Source organism: Serratia sp. KH_031 (assembly GCF_057839655.1).
Window position 1 is genome coordinate 797,856 of the sequence record NZ_CM174496.1, and the last position, 26,305, is coordinate 824,160.

Consider the following 26,305-nt stretch of genomic DNA (forward strand, 5'->3'; position numbering starts at 1 on the left):
CTAATGGTCTAAATAAGAAGACAGATAAATGCAAAAAAACTTCGATTTTAATTTGATTAAGTACTTGGTTGCTATTGTTGATACTAAAAGTATGACTGCGGCTTCAGAGCAACTGGGTTTGGCGCCATCAGGGGTGAGTTATGCCATCAAGAAGTTGCGGGAACACTATAATGACCCCTTGTTTATCAGGGGTAAAAGTGGCATACAGGCCACCCCTTTAGCTCTTGAGCTCTATGAGCGTTATATCCCGATCCTGCAGGACCTAGAGTCAGTCACGACCTTGTTAAGCCCCTCTGATGTGGGAAAGCGGCAACGTTATCGTGTACGGACCAATGGTATCATTGAATATTGGTTATCCTACCATGTCTTGAAAACTGAAAATTTGACAAAGAAATACCATCTTAATTTTGTGCAATCGACCATAGATTCATATGTGCGCATTAATAAACTACGCCGCCGTGAAGTTGATTTGGATATCGGCTTTTCATTGGAAAGAGATGCTAATATTTACAGTGAACATCTCTTTGATGTTTCGTTAACGATTATTTGTCGGAGTCATCATCCCCGAGTCGGGGAGGTGATTACTGAGCGTGACTATCTAAAAGAAAATCACGCGATTTGGTCGTCCATTGAGGTGTATTCTGAACTGACAAATGCCATGGAAGATTTTATTGAAAAACGGAATGAAAATGTTGTACTCAGTGCCAACTCAATGATGACCTTGATCTTGGCAGTGGCAAATAGTGATCTATTGATGATTATACCCACGTTCTTTGTACCATTACTTAAAAAGAGTTTTATGGTGCGCGAAGTGAGTGCAGATTTCATCAAAGAGAGAAAATCTCATATTTACGCCTATATGCATAAATATAGAAGGAACGACGAGTTTATCAGGGAGATGATTAGATTAATGAAGACGGGGGCATCAGATATGGAAGAATATATTTGAACTTCATCACGATCTACACCCTAAATAATACGAGTTGCATCAAGGCGGCAACGCAGTGACAAATCGGTCGTCAGACCGGTTTGAACAGCGCTTGCGCTGGCCCGTAAGGGTGAGCCTCCGGGCTCATAGTCCCGATGAGCTTACGCCAGTAAGTGATTCGGGTGAGCGAGTGCCACTACATTCATATTTTGAACAACGTGAATTCAAATACACTGGTGTGAAAATTAGACCAACATAGGTGATGCTTACGCACGGTTAACAATAAGTCTAGCTTAACTAAATTGAATCGACTTATTTGCCCTGTGAATTAATAAACCTAATGTTTTATTAATTAGCTTGCGAAGGTATGGCATTATTTATCACGCCACTTCTCATTTTTAGAAAAAACTCAAAAATCAGACTTTTGTTATTTTTAGTCCATTTTTTAACCTCAAGCGAGAAATAAGACGGCGTTAACATTTTGCAATCCCTTGCTCTACATGGGTTATAGGTGTGTTTGTAAGAAATTTATTATAAATCAGTGTGATGATCTTTATTGAAGGAAGTTGTGTCATGAAATATTTTGTAACATTAATTCAATTTCAATCAAGTTGTTAAAGTTTTTACACTTGGAAAAATAGAGTTTATTCGAAAATCCCCCCTTCGGATTCATACTCTAAAAACACAGCGTCATGCCATCTTTTGAATGAATGTGTTCGCTTGTTTTCCCTCATTTTGATTTGTATCGCTTCAATGCAAAATGGATGTTGTTGTTCGGTAAGGTTAGCCATTTTTGACCGTGCTGAGTCTATCAAATGGAAATTTTTCCGCGAATTTTGGGTATGTGAAATATATTTTCTGAATTAATGACGATTAATTCACTACTTTTCTACGTGGATGTCTCACTAGGAAAATACACCAATGAAACAATAACTAAGGACTTTAAATGAAAATGAATAAATTATGTGCGCTGCTGCTGTGTGCTCTGTCTGTTCCAATGACATCCATGGCGGCAACTAAAACTGCTGCCGGAGCTGCTGCCGGCACGACTACTGGTACCGCAGCAGGTAGTAGTGCCGTTGCTGCTGGTCTCGCTGCCGGTACTGGTATTGCTATCGGTGTTGGCGCTGTTGGTGTACTTGCTCTTAGTGCCTCAGTAGCAAGCAATAACCGTGGTGGCAGCGGTGCTGCTAGTGGTACCAGCACCAGCACCACAACCTCCACGCGTTAATTACTTTCCTTATGCATGGGGTTCTTTTCGAACCCCACTTTTTTGCCAGCTTACGGCGTCTATATGTATAAAAAAATATGCTTGGTCTGCGCGGTTATTTTACTCAGCGCCTGTAGCCAATATCGCCCCGGTTTTGTTTATCAGACTATTACACAGTCTTTAACCTCGGAGGATGCGGATATCGACAACAATAAAGTGAATCGCGTCCCTTATGCTTCTATGTCACTTAAAGTGGATGACGGCCCACTGGCGTTTATCGTGCTGGCATGGAACGAAAACAATATTCAGAAATGGCTTACGGCCGATTCTAAAATGGTTGCCACCCGTCATGGGCGCATTATTAAAACCATTGGTTTCCCGGATAACTTGTTGGCTCTTGAAAGTGCTTCGCCCGATCCATTAGCCAACCCGTTAACGATTCAGGAAGGGCAGCAGTGGAGTTCGCAAGCGCAATGGCAGAAAGAGTCTTTCCATGCCGCTTCGGTGACTTCACGTTTCCATTGGGCAGGCCGTGAGGATTTCACGGTTCTTGACTCCACCCGTAATTACCGTTTGCTGGAAGAACAAGTTACCGCAGAAACTGACGGCGCCAGTTATACCCAGCGTTACTGGGTTGATGCACAAACCGGGCAGATAGTTCACAGCGAACAAACCCTGCATCCTCACGGCCCGGTGTGGTCACTCACTCTACTTAAACCCTGGGATTGATGATGAAACCTCTATTGCTCGCCGCCACTATGCTGGCGGTCGCCCCGATGAGTTACAGCCAGGGGCAAGTCACCCTTATTTGTCAGCCCGCTTGTTCAGAAGTAACCGTTAGCGCTAACGACTTGAGTGAACTGGTGACTAATCCAACGCTACCTGCGGGGATCGACTGGCGCTCAGCGCTGCTTTCCTCACCGTTAAGCGATGCAGGCCAGCAACAACGTCAGCAGCAGCTTATCGCAAAACTTGCAGCGCTTGCCGATCAGTTACGTACGCAGGGCGATGACCTCCAGGCGCAACGCATTAATGTATTACGTCAGCGCATTGCACAACTGAAAGTGGTTGGGGCGTATCCGTTGTCGCTGGACCCGGACGTCGTGCGGTTGAAACCTGAATTTTCGCCGAAGCTCGCGGGTGATTATCGTCTGCATATCAGCACTATTCCCCTGCGCGACCTTACTCTGTGGAACAGTTCGCACACTACGGTGACCTGGGTTACAGGCCAACAGACGTCTGCCTACGTGGACGTTGACCAACAACAGCCGGGTATTGATGCGGATACCGTCACAGTAATTGCACCAGATGGTACCACTGAGACGGTTGCCACAGGTTACTGGAACCGTCGCTACCATGAGCCACAGCCCGGCAGCCAGATTTGGTTGAACCTGCAAACCTCCACGTTACCTCAGGGTTACCAGACCCTGAATCAAGACATCATCCACATGCTTACACAATGGACTGTCGCACCATGAAGCTCACTACTCTCAGTTCTATGATTGCGTTGTCTCTTGGCGGCTTGAGTACCGCAGCCAATGCCGACTGGGGCACGCCGTTGTACACCCCTTACGTCACGCCTTCGCAGTCAGATTTTGGTGGTGTCGGGTTGCTGCAAACACCGACCGCGCGCATGGCTCCTTCCGGGGATTTCAGCGTGAACTATCGCGATAACGATCAGTATCGTTTCTGGTCGTTATCGCTGCAGTTAATGCCGTGGTTGGAAACCACGATTCGTTATACCGACGTGCGTACTCGCCGTTACGGGGCGGAAGATTTTAGTGGCGACCAGACTTATAAAGATAAAGCCATCGATCTTAAAGCCCGCCTGTGGGAAGAAACTCGCTGGACGCCAGATATATCGCTCGGGTTCAGAGATATTGGTGGTACTGGGCTGTTCGACAGCGAATACCTGGTTGCCAGCAAAGCGGTCGGTCCGTTTGATTTCTCTCTCGGCATGGGCTGGGGTTATGTCGCTAATAGCGGCAATATCACTAACCCGTTCTGCAAAGCGAGCGACCGTTTTTGCCAACGTGACGAAAGTTATAGCGGCAGTGGCGGTTCAGTCGATGCCGACCGTTTCTTCCATGGGCCAGCGGCTATCTTTGGAGGCGTGGAATACCAGACCCCCTGGCAGCCATTACGCTTTAAGGTGGAATACGATACCAATGATTACCGCGACGATCGGGCTGGAAACCTAGCCCAAGACACGCCAATTAACGTCGGGATGTTGTATCGCCTAGGCGATTGGGGTGATCTAAACCTCGGTTACGAGCGCGGCAATACGCTGACCTTCGGCGTGACGTTGAAAACCAACTTTGAATCTATGCGTAGCCCGGCACAAAAACCGGCCAAACCGGTCTTTAATCCAACGACTCAGCCTGCTGATCTTGACCCGCAGATTGCAAATGCCCAGCTTAGCGCATTGCGTGATAACGCGGGTTTGTCTTCACCGGCCATTGAACGGGCAGGCGATACGGTTTACATCACGGGTGAACAAACGGATTACCGTGACCGTACCGAAGGGGTTGAACGTGCTAATCGCATCATGATGAATAACTTGCCGGAAGGCACGCGTCAGATTGTGGTGACTGAAAACAACGGCCGCCTGCCGTTGGTTAGCCATCGCAGTGACGTTGCTTCATTGGATTACGCGTTTAGCGGTGTGCCGTTGGGTGCCGTGCAACCAGAAAACATTGATGTTCGGCAAGAGCCACAACAACCGCAGAATGTTCAGGCACAGTTCGCTGATAAAAAATCACCATGGAGTTTCGACTGGTCGCCGTTGTTAAACCAGTCGTTCGGTGGGCCAGAATCGTTCTACATGTACCAGATTGCATTGAGCGGTAGCGTTGATTATCAACTTACCGACAATTGGGTTGTTGGCGGTGTGGCATGGCTTAACCTGTACAACAACTACGATCAGTTCAACTTCACCGCACCACCACCAGACAGCCATATCCCGCAAGTGCGTACGCATATTCGTTCGTACGTAGACAGTAGCGATCTGTATCTGAACAACCTGCAGCTCACGCGTATTGGCGCATTGGGTAAGGGTTGGTATATGCAGAACTACGGCGGTTATCTGGAGATGATGTTTGCCGGTGTGGGTAGCGAAGTGCTGTACCGTCCGCTAGATAAGCAGTGGGCAGTCGGTGCTGATCTTAACTGGGTGAAACAGCGTGACTGGAATGATCCGATGAAAATGGCGGATTACAGCGTCACGACCGGGCATGTGACTGGTTACTGGCAGCCATGGTTTGCGGAGGAATTCCAAGTGAAAGTCAGCGTCGGCCGTTATCTGGCGGGCGATAAAGGCGGCACGTTAGATGTGTCTCGTCGCTTTGCCAGCGGGATTACTGCCGGGGCTTATGCCACGCTGACCAACGTTTCGTCGCATGATTACGGCGAAGGCAGCTTCACCAAAGGATTCTATATTTCGATTCCACTGGATTTGCTGAGCACCCATCCCACTAACGTGAGCGCAGGTTTCAACTGGGTTCCGTTGACTCGTGACGGTGGTCAGCCGCTGCTGAAACGCTACTCGTTGTATGACTTCACCGATGCGCGAGGCACGGAGTAAAAGAAACAGACTAAACTGATCTGGCAACAGTTTTTCGGACATTTTTTCAAGCGGCTGCTCGTCGTTGTCACTCATAGTCTAAAGGGCTCATATAGCCATTGCTTTGTTGTGGTCAACACATGAGTGCAGCCGCGCCCTCACTTGCCCTGACACAAACCGCCGTGGAAGGCGCGTTTTATCCAGCGGATCAGTCCTTGTCGGTAGATGAATAAAAAATTGTGATTTATATCCAGCAGAAACCTGCAATGTTAGCTATTTTTAAACTGTCTTTTCACAGATAGAGAACAATTTTATGAAGCTAAAATCGTTTTATTGTCTCATTGCTGTAGGTGGTTTGCTCTCTTGGTACAACCTCGAACCTCGAACCTCGCATCTCTAACGACTTCCCACGCTAATTTTTCGTGCTGTTTCATAGCAAATAAAAACTAACTGAACACTGCATTTGGTCGCTATTTTCTGCGCTTTTCAAAGGGGAAATACTGGCTTAGCAGCGTGAGAGGCTATTGGAGAAAGTAATATGAAACGTATTCCTGAACCGTTTCGCATTAAAATGGTTGAAAACATTCGTATGACCACTATTCGCGGGTAGGATCAGAATGGAGCCTTACTGTTATTCTGGATAAACCCTTGACATTGGTAAGTACAGTTGATTACATTAGAAATGTTAATGATTTTATTTGATTATGTGAAATTGGGAAGTATATATTTTTAATATGTAATTAATCAAGGAATGCGGCTCAATGGATAAGAATCGGCAAGTCAATGTAATGCTTTCTTGTAACAGTCTTGTAGAACTTGGTCGTTATCGTGCGATACACAACGCGAAGAAAGTGGCTTATCACATGTTGCGTGATGGCACTAATATTATTAGAAGCTACACATATCATGACTTGGATCTTGAAGCACGTGTGATTGCCAGTAACCTACAAAATAAAGGCATTAAAGCTGGTGATCGTGCATTGCTGTTATTCCATTCTGGTATTGAGTCAGTAATTGCTTTTATGGGATGTTTATATGCTGGAGTCATTGCGGTTCCAGTACATTTTCCAAGTAAAAAAGAAAAAGATTGGAAGAATCTCGATAAAATTGCCAGCAATGCAGAAATCTCTATTATACTGTCACAATCGAAGCATACGGGGTTTATATTTGAATTCAAAGCAGGATTGAATGGTTTTAAGCATGCTGGCTATTTGGAACTGGACAATCTTGACTATGATTTAGTGCATAACTGGTTTGAACCAGATATTGAGAGAGATTCGCTTGCATTCCTCCAATATACTTCGGGTTCTACTGGCGTACCCAAGGGGGTCATGGTTACGCATGGTAATCTGTTACATAATGAAGAAATTATCCGCACTGCATTTAATCACAGTCAAGAATCGGTGATCGTTTCTTGGTTACCGCTCTACCATGATTTAGGGTTGATCGCCAATGTGTTGCAGAATCTTTATATTGGCGGAACCTGTTATCTGATGGCTCCGGTCACCTTTCTGCAAAGACCTGTTGGCTGGTTAGAGGCGATCGCCGAATTTAAAGCGCATAGCGCTTGTGCCCCTAATTTTGCCTATGAGCTATGCCTAAAGCGTGTTACCGATGAACAGCTTGCCCGGTTGGATTTGAGCAGTTGGAAAATGGCTCTCAATGGTGCTGAACCGGTGCGTGCTGATACCCTAGAGAATTTCACCACCCGTTTTGCCCGATGCGGGTTTGCCGCTACGACTTTCAATCCGTCGTATGGTCTGGCAGAGGCGACGTTATTATCATCCAGTTGCCCGATGGATGAAGCCCCTTACATTATTTCAGTTTCTAGCGAACAACTTAATCAGCATCGTATTGTGGATGCAATCAAAGGGGAGCGATCCCAGCAGATGGTCTGTTCCGGGGTGCTTAATACCGACCAGGATATTGCGATTGTTGACCCCGACACTCTAATGCGCTGTGCTGAGAATCAAGTGGGTGAGGTTTGGATCAGCGGTGACAGTGTTGTCAAAGGTTATTGGCGTCAGGAGGAGATGACACGTGAAATCTTTCAGGCCAAAATCATTGGGGGCCATGATCCACAGCGTTGTTATCTGCGTACTGGAGATTTAGGCTTTGTGCGGCAGAACAGGCTGTTTATCTCTGGCCGTATCAAAGACATGATCGTGGTTAACGGACAAAACTATTATCCGCAGGATATCGAGAAAGCGATCCAAGATAATAACCCCGCTTTGAAAGATGGCGGAGGGGCGGTATTTGGTATTGACCATAATGGAGTAGAGCAAGTTGTTGTCGTTCAGGAAGTGGAAAGAACCTATCTGAACAAAATCAATACTGATGAGATTTTTGCCGAAATAAGGAGGGGCGTCCTGGAGGATTTTCAGTGTCCTGTGACAGCTATTTATCTAATTCGCCCGATGACGCTACCTCTCACTTCGAGTGGAAAGATCCAACGTCGTAAGTGTAAGCAATTAGTGTTAAATCAGGGGTTATCAGAGATAGCACACTGGACAATGCTTGATATTGTGCAGCAAGACGCAGTGTCTGTTGCTGACTCTATTTTGCGTCAGGATTTGAGCCGGGAAAAAGCCGATAGGATGATTTCTTGGTTAAAAGAGTATTCCCCCCGTTTTATTAATTCTCGTCTCATTGATGAACGCCGTTGTGTACCTCCACATATTGTGATGAATTTTGCCCGTCATGGTTTGCTGGGGATGGGAGTCTCAGTATCAGAGGGTGGGCAAGGGATGCTGCACGGTGATGTTGTCGATGTGATACGCCACTTGGGTGCGATGGATCCGAATTTATCATTGCTGGTTACGTTGCATAATGTGCTAGGTATCAGGCCGATACTGAATTTTGCTAACCCAGAGCTGAAGGCCCGCTATTTATCCGATTTGGCGCAAGGGACGATCCTTGGTGCTTTTGCGCTTAGTGAGCCCTCTGCCGGCTCTAACCCACATGCGATCCAGGCTACCGCCAGGCCTGATCCGTCCGGGGGCTGGAGGGTGAACGGAGAAAAGTGCTGGATCGGTAATGCTGGGTGGGCTGGTATCATTAATTTTTTCGTCAAGGTTTACGATGAGCAGGGGAACTTTGGCGGTATTACTGCTTTTGTCGTCGACACTGAACGTAAAGGGTTGCAAGTCGGAGAGGAATTGCCAACGATGGGGGTGCGCGGCATGGTACAAAACCGCGTTTATTTCCATAATATGCATGTAACAAAACAGGATATGTTAGGCAAGCTCGGTCAAGGGATGGAAATTGCCCAAGATGCGATGAAGTATGGCCGCTTGATTATTGCTGCAATGGGGCTTGGAGTGATGCAGCGAAGTATCCAATTAACCTTGAAATATGTATCACGGCGACAGGTGTCAAGTGGATTATTACTCGATAATCCGATAATTCATCAACAAGTAAGTGATATGCACGCGGCTACGGTAGCGGCCCATGTACTGGCTAACGGAATTTCCGATCTGCTGGATCACGCTGATACTGGGGAACGTGACTTTATCCCGATGGAGGTTTACGCTGGAGTAAAATGTTTCGCTACAGAATATTGCAGCAAAGTGGTCGACGCCGCGATGCAACTAAGTGGCGGACGGGGCTACACCGAAAATAATATACTTGCCAGGTTATGGCGTGATACTCGTGTGTTTCGTGTATTTGAAGGCCCGACAGAGGTACTGTATGGTTTTGTTGGTGCCAGCGTTAGCCATCAATCCAGCGATTTTAAATGTTTTATCAGCGATACCCTGCAACAGCCGGCGCTGTATCAAGATATGTTGCATTACGTACAGAAACTTGAGGAGTTGGCTACCGGAATTCAGGCGGCGCAATGGGCAAAATATGCCGGTGGGGAACTTGCCTGCCTCCTGTTGGCCAAGGCCTTTCTGCAAAGATCTGCCTCATGCAATGTAGGATATGATACCGATACGCTTCAGCTTACCAAGACATGGTTAGATAAAGAAATTGCCATCTGCTTCTCTGCCAATAAAGCCAACACGATAAATAGTGGTCATTGGCTAAATAGTCAGCAGTTGTCGGCGGAGATGGGGTTACTTGATCACCGGGTCGGAGATTATAAGCAATTTGCCTCCGAGCTGGAAATCGATCTGGATACGGCTTTTACGCCAGCGGAGGACAGTACTGCACCAAACAGATCTGCAGACGTCGAGCAGGTGACGCCCCTTAATAAACTGCCAGAACAGCAGCCACTAATCCCTTCAGACACTAGCGAAACTTTGGCCATGATGTGTGAAGAGTATGAGGCGTTTATTTGCCAGTGGTTAAAGCAGGAGTTGCGCTACTATAAAGGTGAGATAACGCCTGCAACTTTATTTGCAGATTTAGGGATCGACTCTGTTTTATCGGTAGAGTTGGCATATGCCTTACAAGAAAAGGCAGGAGTGAAAGTGGACTCCACCGTGGTATGGAATTATCAGACAGTGCAGGATTTAGCCTCTTACATTGTAAATGCTTGCTCTGAATATCATTCGGTAAGCCAATCTTGCTTAATAGAAAATGCCCATATTGATACTAAGCTGGAGATTCGCTCATCTAGTGACGTTATGGAAAAATTGATAAATGAACTGGGACTGTAAGTTATTTATCATTTAATCCGTTTTTATATTATCAGATGGCTAGGGAGTGGTATCGGACATGTGTGCCCGTCGTTCAATAATATCTGCCGAGGAAAATAAAGGTGAGACTTCCCAAATGGAAGCATTGCTAGAGAAATCATTGGCTAAAATTCTGGAGCAGAAGAATATTATCCATGCTCTGGAAAATAAAAACCATCAACCAATTGCCGTGATTGGTATTGGTTGTCGTTTCCCAGGCAACTGTAATACAGCGGAAGAGTATTGGCAGTTAATTGAAAGCGGGAAAAGTGTTATTGGAACAACGCCTGAAGAACGTTGGAACCGCCAGCGTTATGTTGATCTACAGGGGCAACGTCCTGGCACCATGTATACCGATGCTGGCGCTTATATTAATAATGTAGCGCAATTCGATCCGGGCTTTTTTGGTTTAACACCACGTGAAGCCGAAGCGATGGATCCACAACACCGTCTGATGATTGAGGTCGCTTACGAAAGTCTGGAAGACGCGGGAATTCCGGTAAAATCGTTGGTAGGAAGTAAAACTAGCGTGATTGCCGGCATGGTAGCAGATGACTATCGCCAGTTCGTGAATAACTCGCCAGATGAAACGCTGATTGACGCCTATACCAGCCTGGGAACCACCCGCAGTATTGGGGTGGGCCGTATTGCGTATCTGTTAGGGTTGCAGGGGCCGCTTCTACAGTTGGATACCTCCTGTTCGACTTCATTGCTGGCGATTCATCTCTCTTGTCAGATGTTGCGTAATGGCGAGTCCGATTTGGCGTTGGCAGGGGGTGTCAATTTGATGCTGACGCCGGAAATGAGCATAGGTTTCTCTGCATTACAGGCGTTATCGCGTTCCGGCCAATGCCGGGCCTTCGATGAAGCGGCGGATGGTTATGTTCGTGGTGAAGGTTGCGGCATGGTGGTATTGAAACGGCTCAATGATGCGCTGGCTGATGGCGATAATATTTATGGCGTAATCAAGGGCTCTGCGGTCAATCATGACGGCAAAAGTAATGGTATGACTGCCCCCAATGGCGCAGCTCAGGAGCAGGTGATAAAAACCGCACTGGCTAACGCACGCCTGCAGCCGGGCGATGTACAGTTTGTGGAAGCGCATGGTACTGGTACTAAGTTGGGCGACCCAATAGAAGTATTGGCGTTAGGACGTGTTTATGGCAAACGCTCGTCGGAACAGGGGCCACTGTATTTGGGGTCGGTGAAAGCCAGTATCGGGCATTTGGAGTCGGGCGCTGGTGTCGCGGCATTTATAAAAACCATTCTGGCGCTGAAACACCGAACGTTACCCGTTCAACCTGGTTTTGATACCCCTAACCGCCATATTCCGTGGCATACGTTGCCGTTGCAGGTGGTAACGCAAAAACAACCTTGGCCTGCTGTAACAGAGCTGCCGACGGCGGGTATCAGCGCCTTTGGTATGAGCGGAACTAACGTTCATATGATTGTTTCCGCATTTGAGGCCGTTTCATGCCAGGTAAGCCCACCCCAGCCTGACCCATCCCAACTGGTGATGATCAGTGCTGAATCTCCCAATGGATTGATGCAACTGGCTCAGCGGTACGCTCATTTCCTACAGGCGCCACAATCTCATCTTGATCTTCCCACCTTTGCCCGTTCTTGTAACCTGACACGTTCTCTGTTGCGTTACCGTGCTGCGTTGATTGGCAGCACGGTTGATGAATTCGTTACACAGTTGACAGAGATTGGTGCCGATGTTCAAGGGATAAATCCTGTTTCAGGTGCAGTGCCGAAGGTGGCGTTTTTGTTTAGCGGCCAAGGCGCACAATATCCTGGTATGGGCCAGGAACTGTATCGGAATTGCTCTGCGTTTCGTGAAATCTTTGATCAGATTGCTGCTGCGGTTGATCGGTATCTGGATCTGCCACTGTCGGAAGTTATGTGGGGCGATATGGAGGGAAGCCTGTCCGAAATACAGTGCCAGGAACGTTTAACCCAAACTCAATATGCCCAACCAGCCCTGTTTACACTTGAGTTGGCACTTGCCACGCTGTGGCTGAAATGGGGGGTAACACCGCGTTATGTCTGTGGCCATTCGGTCGGGGAGATCGCCGCTGCCTGCTTTGCGAAAATGATGAGTCTGGAGGATGCGGCAAAACTGGTTTGCGTTCGTGGGCGTCTGATGCAGGAACTGCCTACCACTGGCACTATGATAGCGGTGGCAAGCGATGAGGCTTCATTGCTTCCTTATCTCGCTACCAGCGACGGCGTGGTGATAGCGGGAATCAACTCACCGCAACAGATTGTACTCGCCGGTGCAACAAAAGCCATTGATACTCTGGTGGCCCAGTTTGCGACAGCCCGTATACCTGTTACCCGCCTGAACGTCTCACACGCGTTCCACTCACCCAACATGGAGCCGATGCTGGCAGAATTTGCCTTGATCGCCAAGACAATTCGCTGGCAGCCAGCCAGGGTAACGATGGTTTCAACGGTCGACCCAGAACTCGATGTTCAGGCTTTATCCTGTGCTGATTACTGGTTGGAGCAGATTACCGCACCGGTTCGATTTAGTTCAGCTATACAAAAGTTGGCCGATCTGGGTTGTGCCTATTATCTGGAAACCGGGCCGAAAGCCACGTTGATCGCGATGGCGCAACTCACTCTTAATGATATGCAGTGTGGAGTGGCGAGCTTACGAACGGGTAATCAGGAGTGGCGTAATCTGTTACAGGCTGCGGGAGGTTTAGTACAGCGTGGGGTGACGCTGAACTTCAATGCCTTTTATGCCACGCAAGGCGTTCCTGCACATACTCCACGCCAACGTCTACCTCTCTATACTTTTGATCACCAGAATTATTATGTTTCAGGCCCGATGGTAGAGCGTTATAAGTTGGCTCGTCAGGGTGCAATGGTGCCATTCACACCGCGAAAAACCACGTTGCCGCTGATTGGTCAGCGTCTGATATTGCCGTTGTCGCGGAGCGTACGTTTCCAGCAGCAGTTGACAAAAAATTCCCCCATTTATATGCAGGATCACCGGCTGTTTGATCATGTACTGGTCGCCGGTGCTTCTCATCTTACCGCTTTGATCATGGCGGTGGAGCAGACGCTGATTGCGGAGGAGGGAACCACGCAGATTAAGGACATCCTGATCAGTAAACCACTGGTGCTCAATGAGCTGCCAGTATTGGTACAGGTGGTATTACAGTCGGAGGGGGAAGGTTATCGCGCTAGTATCGTTAGTATGCCTGACGACGAGGTAGTGAGCACGCATGTCAACTCTTGGCTTACGACAACGAGTACTCAACTCCATGCGCTGGAAGATTTTGACCCTCAGTTTCAATTGGATTTGATTCGTCAGGGCAGCAACGTTCTGAGACAAGATGATTTTTCTGCTTCGCTCAATACATTGGGCTTCAGTTTTGGTCCGCTTTTTCAGCTAATTAACCAGTGGTGGCAAGTTGATCCATACCAAGTGATGGTTGAGGTAAAAGCGCAGAAAGAGATCTTGCAATTGGACCAAGATGCAGCTTGTTACCCTATTTACCCAAGTCAGCTTGATATCTGTGTACAGATGCTGGGTGGGTTAATGAATGCACAAATCGATAATACCCAGCATACCTATATTCCCTTTTCCATCAGCAACATGAACTTTGCACATCACCTGTTGCAGGTGGACAAACCGCTGCTGGCAATAGCCCATTTACAGCCGGGGCAGGTACACGGGGGAAACAGTTTACTTGGAAATATATGGATTTGGCAGGAAGGTAGCGGGTTGATCGCCAGTCTGAAAGAATTTGAATGGCGTAAAGTTGAGAATGGCAACATGCGGTCCTCTCTAGACAGTAGTGAGGCGCGAGAAGAGTGCTATCAGCAGGTGTGGATCGATTATCCGTTGCCGCAAAGCGACACTTTGGCGCATAAAGAAACTGAACATCTGGTGATATTTGCTGGAGAAGATGAGCTTTCCGAGGCGGTGTTCCATCAGTGTCAGCAGCATGTTTCCATCGATGTTATACGTCCAGGGGGCAGCTATCATTACCAGCCTGGCAACTGTACTTTGGAACCGGGTAATACCGTACATCTACAGCAACTGGCCGCAGATATTGCCAACAGGGCGATGGGCAAGCGGGTGACTACACTTTGGCTATGCTCTTCGGTTGTGTCGCTAACGACAACCTGCATCACTTTAACTGACTGGTTACAGCAGGCTCCATCTTTAGGTAGGGTCGTGGTGGTTGGTCAGGAACAGGCACAACAACCGGGTGTCGGGTGGGTGAGAATCGAGGTGTTATCTGCCTTGTGGGGTTACTGTCGTAGCCTAATGCTGGAAACTTCTGTTCTGCCTTGCCTCACAATAAATGCCGCTGCCAGTGAACCGGTAGAGGATATTGCCCGGCTGGTGGCTGAAGTGGTGAATCAACAAGATAACGATGAAACGCACCTCAGGCTGCAGAATGGGAAAAGGCAAGTTGCCAGGATGCAACCTTGGATATCTGCTGGTACACGAGTCGTTATACAACCTGATAAAACCTATATGTTGACCGGTTTGTTTGGGGGGATCGGGCGTCTGTTACTGGAATGGCTGGTTGCAGAAGGGGCACAGCATATTCTTGCGCTATCGCATCGTAAAGCCACCGATGAAGAGCAACTCTGGCTCAATGCTCTGGGAATTCCGGTACAGATTGCAGTAGTGGATATTGCCAATGGGGATCACAGAGAATTAAAGGGATGGTTGGATGATTGTCATCCTGCACCTGCGGGCGTTTTTCACCTTGCCGGGTGTCGTGAAGACGCCGTGTTTGACAATCTTGCTGAAGTGCATTTTGAGCGTGCGTTAGCAGCGAAGGCACAAGGGGGCGAGGTACTACTCAATGCGTGCCTTGGCTACCAGCAGACACGTAAGACAAACCTGGATTTTGTTTTGCTGTTCAGTTCTGCTGCCGGGGCATTGGGCTCACCCGGACAGATCCCGTATGCCACAGCTAATGCCGCGTTGGATGGTTTGGCGCACCAAGCAAGGCAACAAGGGCTTGCAGTTCAGAGTATCGCCTGGGGGCTATGGCAGGGAACAGGGATGGCGGCGGATCAACAGGCAACTGCTCATTTACAGCGTGGAGGATTCCAAGCACTTCAATCAGTTGATGCCTTTAATCGTATGGCGAAAATTTTATCCCCTGAAGTTGGTGGCAAACCTGCTGTTTTAAGCGTGTTAACTGTCGACTGGACACAGTACATACACCATTACTACCCGCTGGGAGGTCCTGCAAGTAAATTGTTTGATGACATCGTTTCGTCAACCGTACTTACTAACGCCAGTTCACCTATTGCCAGTTTGGATCAGACAGCACGCCTTTTGTCATTGCCGGAAAGTGAAAGGGAAAACGAGATCAGAAAATTGGTTACTGCTCAGGTCAAGAAAGTGATGTCTATTGAACTGGCCTATCTCGATTATGAGCGCCCGTTACAGGAATTAGGAATGGATTCGTTAATGGCGGTAGCGATACGTGATGGCTTGGGACGGCAATTAAATAAAAATCTACCGGCGATTATTTTATTTAAATATCCATCCGTGGCGGCTTTAACACAATATTTATTAGGTGAGTGCTTTTCGTCGGGAATAGTCGCAGAGATGACGGCCAGAAGTAGAAACTCATTCACTGACGATATTGATTTTTCAGCATTGGGGTTATTATCTGACAACGAAATTGATGCATTACTTGGCTCAACAGGGGACTAGCGCCATATGGAAACATTTATTGAGAAAGTCAAAAATCTCACTTCTAAACAAGTTATGCTTCTGGCTGTCGAACAACAGAAAAAATTACAACAGACGGCACAGATAAAAAGAGAACCTCTAGCGATTGTTGGTGCTTCATGTCGGATGCCTGGTGGCGCTAATACGCTTGAGAGCTACTGGGAACTGATTGCCAATGGGAAAAGTGCCATTATTTCCTCGCATCATGAGCGTTGGGATATGAGCCAGTTTTATCATCCTGATCCCTCAGTAGTGGGAAAAATTCTTACGGATCGTATGGGGTTGGTTGATGCGGTAGAGTATTTTGACGCGGGCTTTTTTGGTATTTCGCCAAAAGAGGCTGAACGAATGGATCCACAGCAACGTCTACTGTTAGAAACGACCTGGCACGCCCTTGAACATGCGGGTTTGGTGGCAAAAGACCTGCACGGTACGCGTACAGGAGTGTTTATCGGGATATGTAACCAAGATTACACCAACTTACGCGTTGGGGTAGCTAACCGCATTGGGCACCACACCGTTTCTCCTTATGATGGTACTGGCACAACATTAAGCGTAGCCGCCGGGCGAATTGCGTACTTTCTGGGGTTGCAGGGGCCTTGTTTTACCCTTGATACCGCCTGTTCTTCTTCACTGGTTGCTATTCACCTCGCGTCACAAAGCCTGCAAAGTGGCGAGTCCGATCTGGCGATTTGTGGTGGCGTTAATCTGATCCTCGATCCCACCATCTCAATTGTTTTTGCTAAAGCCAATATGTTGGCTCCAGATGGTCGCTGTAAGACGTTTGATGCCCGTGCTGATGGTTATGTCCGTGGTGAAGGGTGTGGTGTGGTGATCATCAAACGCCTCAGTGATGCGCAAAAGGCCGGTGACCGTATTTTAGGTGTGGTGATGGGTAGTGCGATCAACCAGGACGGTGCGAGCCAAGGTATGACTGCTCCCAATGAGCTGGCTCAGGTGGCGCTGCTACAGGATGCGCTAAGCTCGGCTGGTTTGAATGTCGATGACATTGATTATATTGAAGCTCATGGGACGGGTACCCCACTGGGAGATCCTATCGAGATGTCGGCATTGGCAACTGTTTTCGCCCAACGTCAAAGTGCTGTGAAGATACGGGTGGGATCGGTAAAAACAAATATTGGTCATACCGAATCGGCGTCGGGCATGGCCGGGTTACTGAAAGTTTTGCTATCGATGCAACATGAGGTCATCCCGCCACATATCAATTTTTCCCAACCTAGTCCTTTGATCCCTTGGCAGAGCATTCCACTAGAGGTTCCTCAGACGTCGATCCCCTGGCGTAAAGGGCCAAAAACACGATATGCCGGGGTTAGCTCGTTCGGTTTTAGTGGTTCCAACGCGCATCTGGTGATTGCTGAGCCTCCGCCCCCGGTTGAAACCAGCTATGGTCATGTACCTGAGCTTAATATTTTACCGTTGTCAGCAAAGAACCAGGCGGCGCTGCAAAAACGGGCGAGTGATTTGGCGACGTTTATTATCCAGCGGCCAGAGCTGGATCTTCTGGCTCTGGCTGCTGCAGCCAGGGCCAGAAGTCACTTTAACTGGCGCAGTGCACTGGTATTTGACGGGCGAGAGTCATTGTTGAGCGCTTTGGAGCACGGCGCGATAGGAGAAGAAATGCATGGCGTGAGGGCGGCGAACTGTGCGTTTCTGTTTAGTGGCCAGGGTTCGCAGTATCTGGGGATGGCACAGCAGTTGTATCAGCAACAGCCCTATTATCGCAAGGTACTGGACGAATGTGCTGGCCTGTTGGATAAACATATGGATATTCCATTGAGTGAAGTCCTGTGGGGTAATGATCTACCGCGTTTAAATAATACCGCCTATACGCAACCAGCATTATTTGCCGTGCAGTATTCCCTGGCGCGTTTGTGGCAACACTGGGGTGTACAACCAGGTTGGGTTATTGGGCACAGTGTTGGGGAATATGTGGCAGCCTGTATCGCGGGTGTATTTAGCCTGCCTGATGCATTGAAACTTATTGCCGCACGTGGGCGTCTGATGATGATGCATTGTCAGCCGGGTGAGATGAGTGTGGTGTTCAGTGATGAACAAAGCGTCCGACAGTTATTGCTACAGCATGGTTGTCGTTTGGATATTGCTGCGGTCAATGGTAATTCAAATACCGTTGTTTCCGGTGAACAGGCAGAAATGACACGCTTTATCACACTGGCAGAAAATAACCTTTGGCGAGTTGTGCCTCTGGCGGTCTCGCATGCTTTTCACTCAGCCATGATGGAACCGATGCTGGCGGCGTTTAAAACCGTGGCGGAGTCCATTAGTTTCCATCTGCCTGCCATCACGGTGATCTCTAATGTTACCGGCCGGGCTGAGCGTGAGCTCTTGTGCCATGCCGATTACTGGGTATCCCATGTTCGTGCGCCAGTATATTTTGCCAATGGGGTCGGTAACCTGTTTGACAATGGCGTGACGGCACTGGTTGAGGTGGGGCCAGGTTCCAGCCTGTTAGCTATGGCAAAAACGGTTGCAGTTGAAAAGGGGGACGCCGCGATCCATGCCTTCCCTTCTCTGGGGCGTAATCAGCGTGATTTATCGGTACTGTTGACATCTCTGGCCGGGTTGTATCAGCTTGGAGTGCATGTCGACTGGGCGGCGCTTTACCCTGGAACTCGTGGTCTGTCTCTTGATTTGCCGGGATACCCATTTCAGCGTTCACGTTACTGGCTGGCACAGCATACGCCCGGAGAGTCATGGGTTATGCCGCTTGGGGAAGCTCATGATACTCATCCTTTGTGCGGCAGCAAACTGCAACTGGCTGGCTCGGAAAAGATTTATTTTGATCACCGGATCGATGTACATCACCCTTCTTATATGGGGGATCACCGACTGTATGGGCTTCCGGTTGTGGCTGGTGCCTCGCATACTGCCGCCATGTTACAGGTTGCGAGCATCCATTATGCGCGTCAGCAGGCAATTCAACTCAGCCAGGTAGCCTTTGCCCGGACGTTACTCTTGCGCGATGCGGCAGACGGAGAAGAAATGCAACCGCCAAACCGGGTGCAGCTCGTCCTTTCGCCACAAAGCACATCGCAGGAAGCGGCTATGCGTGTTGAGCTGTTCAGCCAAGGGGCAGATGGTGAGTGGAGTCAACATGCCAGCGCCACAATGGCACCAGTAACACAGCCTCTGACGTCACCGGTGGTGCTGTCTTCCCTGCAGCAAACAATGGTGGAAGATATCTCCGCCCAGGCCTTCTATCAGAACTTTTGGGACAAAGGTTACACCCTGGGGAACAGTTTTCGCTGGTTTGGTCAGGGTTATCATGGTGATAATCGGGCGCTGCGTGAATTGGTGATTGCTGGTCGCGTGGAACTGGATGAACCCTATCTGATCTATCCTGGCCTGCTGGATGCCTGCTTCCAGGTGGTGGAGCGTGCGGATTTTAATCTGCGTAGTCTTCACGATCCCGACACATTGTTTGTTCCTTTCCAAATTGCTCAGATTCAGTTTTGCCAACCGCTGGTACGAGACAGGAAACTGTTCTGTTACACCGAACTGTTGACCGATACGAACAGTGGGGATGGTTCACGGGTTGTCAGTGATATCTGGCTGTTGGATGAGGACAACCAGGTGATCGTTTGTGCTAAGGGATTTGAAGCCCGGCGTGTTCGGCGTGAAACCTTACAATCCGCACTGTTAATACAACCGGACCCGGTGTCGTCTGGTGGAGTATTCAGCGAACAATGGCAAGCGCTGGAGTCGCCTAAGCACTCACCGGCAGTTCGTCCGCGTATGGTGTTGGTCAATGCCGCGCTGCGGGCACAGGCCGAGGCGGCGCTGGGTGATAGTACGCTAAGGCCGCTGTGGGTCAGCATGGGCGATACCTTCAGCCAGCAGGATCGGAATATCACGTTGTCTCCAACAGATCCGCAACAGTGGCAGCAGCTTTGGCACATTGCACAACAGCTGCATTCAGGGGAGTGGGATCTGGTCTATCTATGGGGACTCGTCATGGAAGAAAAGCCCAATGACGATCGGGCGTTGTGGCAACCGCTGTTGCACAGCTTACAGCAACTGATCGCACAGCAGAGCCTGAAATTTGCTCGGTTGCTGTTTGTCAGCATGCAGGGAAGACAGGTCGCTGTGGCTGAAACCATCGAGCCGTTGCAGAGTATGCTTTGGGGGGTGATACGCTCAGTACGCCTGGAGCAAAGCGCTTTGACGATGCAGTTGGTCGATCTCGCCAAGCCAGATGATCTGTCTGCTTTGGCGACATTGTTGGGTAGCCATGATCCATCTTTGGCGGCTGAACAATTGGCTGTGCGAGACGGGCAATTCTTTGCCTGTCGGCTACTGCCGGTGACAGAGGCCATTCCTACTGAGACGATGAAGCTATCAGCGGATAAATGCTACCTGATCACTGGCGGACTGGGTGGATTGGGTTTGGGGATTGTACAAACCTTGTTAGCGCAGGGGGCACGACAGATTGCCTTGCTATCACGCCGTCCTGCTGATGTTGGTCAGCAAGCTGACTTTGCGGCCTTGGCTGCCCGTTGGCAGGCGCAGATCCACTTTCTCTGTGCCGATGTGGCAGATGCTGATGCACTGGCCTCGGCTGTGGCGGGGCTTCTGCTCAACTCTCCGTTGGGGGGCATCATTCATGCCGCGGGGGTGTTACGTGATGCGATGGTTGACACGCTCAGCGAAGCTGACTTTGCAGTCGTTACACGAGCCAAGGTTCAGGGAGCAATAAATTTGCATAACCTGACGTCAACACACCCTGTTGATTTCTTCGTGATGTATTCCTCGTTTACTGCTGCTTGTGGTGCACCTGGGCAATCCAGCTATGGTGCGGCGAATGCTTTTATGGATGGTCTGGCATGGTCGCGTCGGCAACAGGGGCTACCGGCGGTAAGTTTGCAGTGGGGGCCTTGGCGTGACAGCGGTATGGCTGCTCGTCTGGATCAACGCCATCAGGATCTGATGGCCGCGAAGGGAATTGGTGGCTTAAGCAATTCTCTGGGGATTGAGGTATTACACAAGGCGTTGCAGGGATCTTATCCAATAGTTGGTCTGATCGTTAATATTGACTGGGAGCGCTATGTCGCTGCCTTGCCTGACAGCGCGAGTGGCATCCCGCCGATTTTTACCCAACTGGTCAGCCGTGGGTATCGAGCACCTCAGCGGTTGCTTGAAGAGCTGAATGCGTTATCGGGGGAGGCTCGCAGCCGATATCTGCGTAATTATCTGCAGGCGTTGTTCGCCAGTACTCTCGGATTTCAGGATCAACGTCAGGTGAAAAGTCGCGCCCGGTTATTTGATATGGGTCTGGATTCGCTGTTGGCGCTGGATTTGAAAAGTCAGTTGGAAAAGGCGTTGGCTTGTCGGTTAAGCAACACTTTGCTGTTTGACTATCCCACGTTGGAAAAGTTGGCGGAATATCTTGAGGGTCTGTTAGCGCCGACTAATTTGCCTGATGTCATCGTCTGTGACGGTGAAGAGGTGCTGGACGAAGAGAGTATGGTTGCGCTGTTAAGTGATACGCGCCTAGATAGCATCGACAGCCTGACGGAGAAGTCATAGTGGCCTCTTTAAATGATGAAAAGAACTTGAGTCAGCAATTGGCTCAGCGACTGAAAAAGTCTTATGCGGTCATTGATGCGTTAGAAGCAAAACTGTGCATCGCCCAGCAGCTTGAACCTATCGCGATTGTAGGTATGGGATGCCGCTTCCCTGGTGGCGTTGATTCACCGGATAAATTCTGGCAGCTACTGATGGATGAGCGTGGTGCCATCACCGATGTGCCGCCAGAACGCTGGGATGTTAGTCGTTATTTCGGCGAAAAAGCCTGTTCAACGGTCAAAATGACCAGCTGTCGGGGAGGCTTTGTTGACGATGTGGATCGCTTTGACGCCGGCTTTTTCAACCTATCCTCGAAAGAGGCGATTGCTGTTGACCCACAGCACCGGTTGTTATTGGAAGTGGTTTGGCATGCGCTGGAACAGGGGAACCAGCGGCCTGAAACGCTTCAGGGCAGCGATACGGGTGTGTTTGTAGCGATGAGTTGTTCTGACTATATGCTGGCGCAGGCTAAGTATCAGGGAGAGGATAAGATTAATGCCTACTTTGGTATCGGTAATGCACATGCGGCAGCCTGTGGGCGTATCGCCTACTTTTTAGGGTTGCAAGGGCCTTGTTTTTCGGTCGATACCGCTTGTTCTGCCTCATTGGTGGCACTACATAATGCCGTTATCAGTTTACAACGCCATGAAAGTTCCGCCGCGATTGTGGCGGCGGCAAATCTACATCTGACCCCTGATATCAGCCTGTCATTTTCTGCGGCGAATATGCTGGCACCGGATGGGCGTTGCAAGACCTTCGATCAGTCTGCTGATGGCTACGTGCGTGGGGAAGGGGTGGCGGTATTTATCCTGAAGCGCCTTAGCGATGCAAGAAAAGCGGGTGACAGGGTTTTGGCAGTGATCCGTGGTTCGGCATTGAATCAGGATGGTGCCAGCGGTGGGTTAACGGTACCTAACGGTGTCGCTCAGCAGGCGGTGATCCGTAAAGCGTTGCAACATGCAGGCCTGGAAGCCTCAGCGGTCAGTTATGTTGAAGCACATGGTACGGGTACGGCACTAGGCGACCCGATCGAAATTGCGGCCCTCGGGGCTGCCTATTGTCAGCAACGTAATGACGATAACCCACTTTACGTAGGGGCAGTAAAAACCAACATCGGCCACACTGAAGCCTGTGCAGGTCTGGCGGGATTGCTAAAAGTGGTTCTCTCTTTGCAACACCAAACTCTGCCGCGTCACCTGAATTTCACCCATCCCAGCTCATTAATCGCCTGGGATGAGTATCCGATCAAAGTCGTTGAACGGGCACTGCCGTGGCAAGCCCCTGGTGAACGTATTGCCGGGTTGAGTGCCTTTGGTTTCGGGGGATCAAACGGGCATATCCTTATCAGTGAAGGCGATAGGCCTGGTGATGCCGATGATAGCGGAATGATGGAATATTCCCCCGCACGTTACTGTGTCAAAGTGAGCGCCAAATCGGCCAGTGCGTTTAAAGAACTGGCATTACGTTATGGCCAGCATTTGCAACGATTGCCGCAGACACAGCTGGCGGATTTTTGTTTTACCGCCAATAACGCGCGCAGCGATCACCCCTGGCGTAGGTTGTTTGTCGCAGACAGTAAGAGTGCGCTTGAGACGATGTTATTGAGCCCTCCGGTTGTCAAGGATGTTGCGCCGGAAGATGTGCAAGTAGCATTCTTGTTCAGTGGTCAGGGATCACAATACTGGGGGATGGCAGAAGGTCTCTATAAGACAAATGCAACCTTTAAAGCCGCCCTGGATGAGTGTGAACGGCTGCTGGCGGCACAGATGGATAAACCGTTACGTACCCTGTTGTGGGGGGCTGACCGTACAGCTATCGACTCAACACGCTATACGCAACCCGCACTGTTTGCGGTGGAATACGCTTTGGCTTGTCTGTGGCAACATTGGGGAGTTAAGCCTACGATCCTGCTTGGACATAGTGTTGGTGAATATGTTGCGGCATGTCTGGCGGGGGTCTTCTCCCTGGAGTCTGCACTAACCTTAGTCGCGGCCCGTGGGCGTCTGATGGAGGAGTATTGCGCTGCCGGTGCTATGGCAGTGGTCTTTGCTAGCCGCGATGAAGTGATGCCCTTTTTACTGGATGTACCGCAACAACTGGCGATTGCGGCCTGCAATGGCCCCGAGAATACCGTTATCTCCGGTGATGCAAAGGTATTGGCTACGCAGCTTAATCTGCTGCAACAGGCGGGATATCGTAATCACCCATTAACCGTTTCGCATGGGTTTCACTCACCGCTAATGGCTCCAATGCTGGATGCCTTCCGTCAGGTAGCAGAGAAGGTGGCGTTTTTTTCACCCAAGCAAGCAATTGTCTCTAATGTGAGTGGCAAGCTGGCAGGCAATGAGATGTCCTGTGCGGCTTATTGGGTAGAACATATCAGCGCTCCGGTGATGTTTATGCCCTCGGTGGAAACGTTGCTGGTTGAGGGCGTCGATATTTTACTTGAATTGGGGCCGGCGGCGGTGCTTACCAGTATGGCGCGACAAATAGCCAGTCACTGGTTGGATCAGCAGGGCACGGCGTCGAAAGTGAATCATCCCCTCTATTGCCTGCATTCGTTAAGTGCTGGTGAGCAAGAACTGGATGTACTGCATGCTACGCTGGCTAACCTGTATGCAGCAGGTGTGGTTCTCGACTGGCCGCATCTGGTGGAGGAGCAAGGGAACCTGATCGATCTTCCGACCTATCCTTTTGCTCGTACCCGTTACTGGTATGACTATCAACGGGAGAACACGACGCCTTCGCCGGTCAGTGCGCTAAGCCACGGCTCGCTGGCACAAGACGGATATGAGCTGTGCTGGCAACCGGTTAACTTGCCAGAGGGAGATCAGCAGGTTGGCGCAACGATCACGTTAATTATTACCGATGATGCTGATGAGATAGAGACATTGCAGCAATTGCTGGTCGAGCAGGGGAGCGTAGTCACGGTCCGATTAACAGATGTGGCGGCATTGTTAAAAGATGATCGGGCTGACTGGGCTGACGGCTTGCAGGCACAACGAGTAGAGCGTTGCTTCATTTATCTGAGTCGTGACAGCGAGGATGCCACGCGATACAGCTATGCGGTTACGCGTTGTTTGTCTACCCTGCAAACGCTGGTGCAGCAGTGTCATTGTAGTTTGATTACCCGCGGTGCATCGTTAGCACCCTCTGCTGGTGCCTCATACTCTGCCACTTGCGGTCAGATTTGTGCCCTTGGGGCCAGCCGCGCTTTGGTCGCTGAAGTACCAGAGCTGTTCCGGGGGGTAATCGATCTACCAGTGGCGCATAACAGTGCGATCGGTCGTGCCGAAGCCAAAATCATCTTGGCACTGGCGGGCAGTGCTGAGCAGGAGGAGCTCACCGCACTACGTGGTGATACTTTGCTGGTCCCCCGATTGGAAAAGTGCCAACTGAACAGTGTGAGCAGGACCGTGTTACCCGATGCCAATGGGGCTTATCTGATCACCGGTGCGTTCGGTGCCTTGGGCCAAAGCGTCATACAGTGGTTGGTTGGGCTAGGTGTCAGGCAACTGGCGCTGGTCGGACGCCGCCAAAAGGATGCGCCGGAAGTGATAAATAACATGGCACAGCTACAGGCCCAAGGTGTCGATTGTTGGTATTTGCAGGCCGATGTTGCGGATTATGCTGAACTTACGGCGGCTATTGCCTCGCAGCAGTTGCCTGCGTTAGCGGGTATTTTCCATATTGCTGGTGTAGCGGGTGATATAGTTGCCAATGCACAGTTGAACCTGACACAGTATCGGCAGGTATTACAGCCTAAAGTACAGGGTTTGATGAACCTGCACCGGCTGATTCAGGAATATGAATTTGCTGCCGGTATCCAACTGTTGGTCAACTTCTCTTCCATTTCCGCCATCTGGGGATCTTCGGGTCAGGTGGGTTATTGCGCTGCCAACTATTTCCTTGATTATTACAGTCAACAGCTGCGCCAACAGGGGATCAATACCTTGAGTGTCAACTGGGGGCCGTGGTCAGAGGCAGGGATCGGAGCACAGATTGATCATGCAGCCATACTGGCGAAGTTGGGGATTGGCAGCTTTTCGCACGCTGAAGCGTTGGACTTACTGGCGAGCGCTCTATCACTCAACTTGCCTCAAATCGTTATTGCCCGAGTAAACTGGCCGCAGTTCGTGCCCCTGGTATTTGCCCGCCGAGTCTCCAGGCTTTGTACACCTCTGTTGCCGGAAATCACCGAGTCTGCAACGGTAATCAGTACGACGAGGCTCTCACACTATCAGCAGCTCCCTCCTGCACAGCAGCCGACATTTTTGCTTCACTGCGTGGTGGAAACGGTACGTATCGTTTGTGAACGCCGTGATGATGAGGAGGAGCTCGATCCACGTCTGGGCTTTACTGCTATGGGTATCGACTCCTTATTGTCTGTAGAGGTCAAACAACGTTTGCAAAATGATTTTGGGCTCAAATTACCGGCGACGCTGCTGTTTGATTATCCGACCCCTCGCGCTTTGGCTACATATTTGCACACCCTGCTGTCACCCGCTGAAGGTGCGCTAAACCCTGCACTGACGTTGCAAAACACGACGACTTCCTCTGTTGATTTTTCACAGATGAGTGATGGGGATGTCGAGGCCATGTTGCTCGAAAAACTCAGCACATTATAACCCTGATTAATTATTGGCAAGGAGCC

Annotated in this window: 9 protein-coding genes; all 9 read left to right on the forward strand. The window is 49.7% G+C overall.

What is annotated here, in order from left to right; all coding sequences use genetic code 11:
* Positions 1–28: 28 nt before the first annotated feature.
* On the forward strand, positions 29–949 hold the full coding sequence (locus AC3ISQ_RS03530) for a LysR family transcriptional regulator (protein WP_489350596.1): 921 nt from the start codon (positions 29–31) through the stop codon (positions 947–949).
* Positions 950–1,874: 925 nt separating this feature from the next.
* Positions 1,875–2,159 carry an exopolysaccharide production protein YjbE gene (locus AC3ISQ_RS03535; RefSeq protein ID WP_489350598.1) on the forward strand — a complete coding sequence of 95 codons (285 nt, stop codon included), beginning with the start codon at positions 1,875–1,877 and terminating at the stop codon, positions 2,157–2,159.
* 63 nt (positions 2,160–2,222) lie between these two features.
* On the forward strand, positions 2,223–2,867 hold the full coding sequence (locus AC3ISQ_RS03540) for a YjbF family lipoprotein (protein ID WP_489350600.1): 645 nt from the start codon (positions 2,223–2,225) through the stop codon (positions 2,865–2,867).
* Positions 2,867–3,616: a capsule biosynthesis GfcC D2 domain-containing protein gene (locus AC3ISQ_RS03545; RefSeq protein WP_489350602.1), complete on the forward strand. Its 750-nt coding sequence runs from the start codon at positions 2,867–2,869 to the stop codon at positions 3,614–3,616. The genes AC3ISQ_RS03540 and AC3ISQ_RS03545 overlap by 1 nt, the downstream gene beginning before the upstream one ends.
* Positions 3,613–5,721: a YjbH domain-containing protein gene (locus tag AC3ISQ_RS03550; RefSeq protein WP_489350604.1), complete on the forward strand. Its 2,109-nt coding sequence runs from the start codon at positions 3,613–3,615 to the stop codon at positions 5,719–5,721. Before AC3ISQ_RS03545 ends, AC3ISQ_RS03550 begins: the two co-directional genes overlap by 4 nt.
* A 740-nt stretch (positions 5,722–6,461) precedes the next feature.
* Positions 6,462–10,304: an AMP-binding protein gene (locus AC3ISQ_RS03555; RefSeq protein WP_489350606.1), complete on the forward strand. Its 3,843-nt coding sequence runs from the start codon at positions 6,462–6,464 to the stop codon at positions 10,302–10,304.
* Between the two features lie 115 nt (positions 10,305–10,419).
* The gene (locus tag AC3ISQ_RS03560; RefSeq protein WP_489350608.1) at positions 10,420–16,029 is read left to right on the forward strand and encodes an SDR family NAD(P)-dependent oxidoreductase; all 5,610 of its coding nucleotides are present in this window, start codon (positions 10,420–10,422) and stop codon (positions 16,027–16,029) included.
* Between the two features lie 6 nt (positions 16,030–16,035).
* A complete protein-coding gene (locus AC3ISQ_RS03565; protein WP_489350609.1) occupies positions 16,036–21,612 on the forward strand; it encodes an SDR family NAD(P)-dependent oxidoreductase in 5,577 nt (1,858 codons plus the stop codon).
* The gene (locus AC3ISQ_RS03570) at positions 21,612–26,279 is read left to right on the forward strand and encodes a type I polyketide synthase (protein WP_489350611.1); all 4,668 of its coding nucleotides are present in this window, start codon (positions 21,612–21,614) and stop codon (positions 26,277–26,279) included. Before AC3ISQ_RS03565 ends, AC3ISQ_RS03570 begins: the two co-directional genes overlap by 1 nt.
* Positions 26,280–26,305 lie beyond the last annotated feature (26 nt).

Bases quoted from the DNA above. Each gene is read 5' to 3' on its own strand.
- AC3ISQ_RS03530 (WP_489350596.1), top strand. From the start codon at position 29: ATGCAAAAAAACTTCGATTTTAATTTGATTAAGTACTTGGTTGCTATT.
- AC3ISQ_RS03535 (WP_489350598.1), top strand. From the start codon at position 1,875: ATGAAAATGAATAAATTATGTGCGCTGCTGCTGTGTGCTCTGTCTGTT.
- AC3ISQ_RS03540 (WP_489350600.1), top strand. From the start codon at position 2,223: ATGTATAAAAAAATATGCTTGGTCTGCGCGGTTATTTTACTCAGCGCC.
- AC3ISQ_RS03545 (WP_489350602.1), top strand. From the start codon at position 2,867: ATGATGAAACCTCTATTGCTCGCCGCCACTATGCTGGCGGTCGCCCCG.
- AC3ISQ_RS03550 (WP_489350604.1), top strand. From the start codon at position 3,613: ATGAAGCTCACTACTCTCAGTTCTATGATTGCGTTGTCTCTTGGCGGC.
- AC3ISQ_RS03555 (WP_489350606.1), top strand. From the start codon at position 6,462: ATGGATAAGAATCGGCAAGTCAATGTAATGCTTTCTTGTAACAGTCTT.
- AC3ISQ_RS03560 (WP_489350608.1), top strand. From the start codon at position 10,420: ATGGAAGCATTGCTAGAGAAATCATTGGCTAAAATTCTGGAGCAGAAG.
- AC3ISQ_RS03565 (WP_489350609.1), top strand. From the start codon at position 16,036: ATGGAAACATTTATTGAGAAAGTCAAAAATCTCACTTCTAAACAAGTT.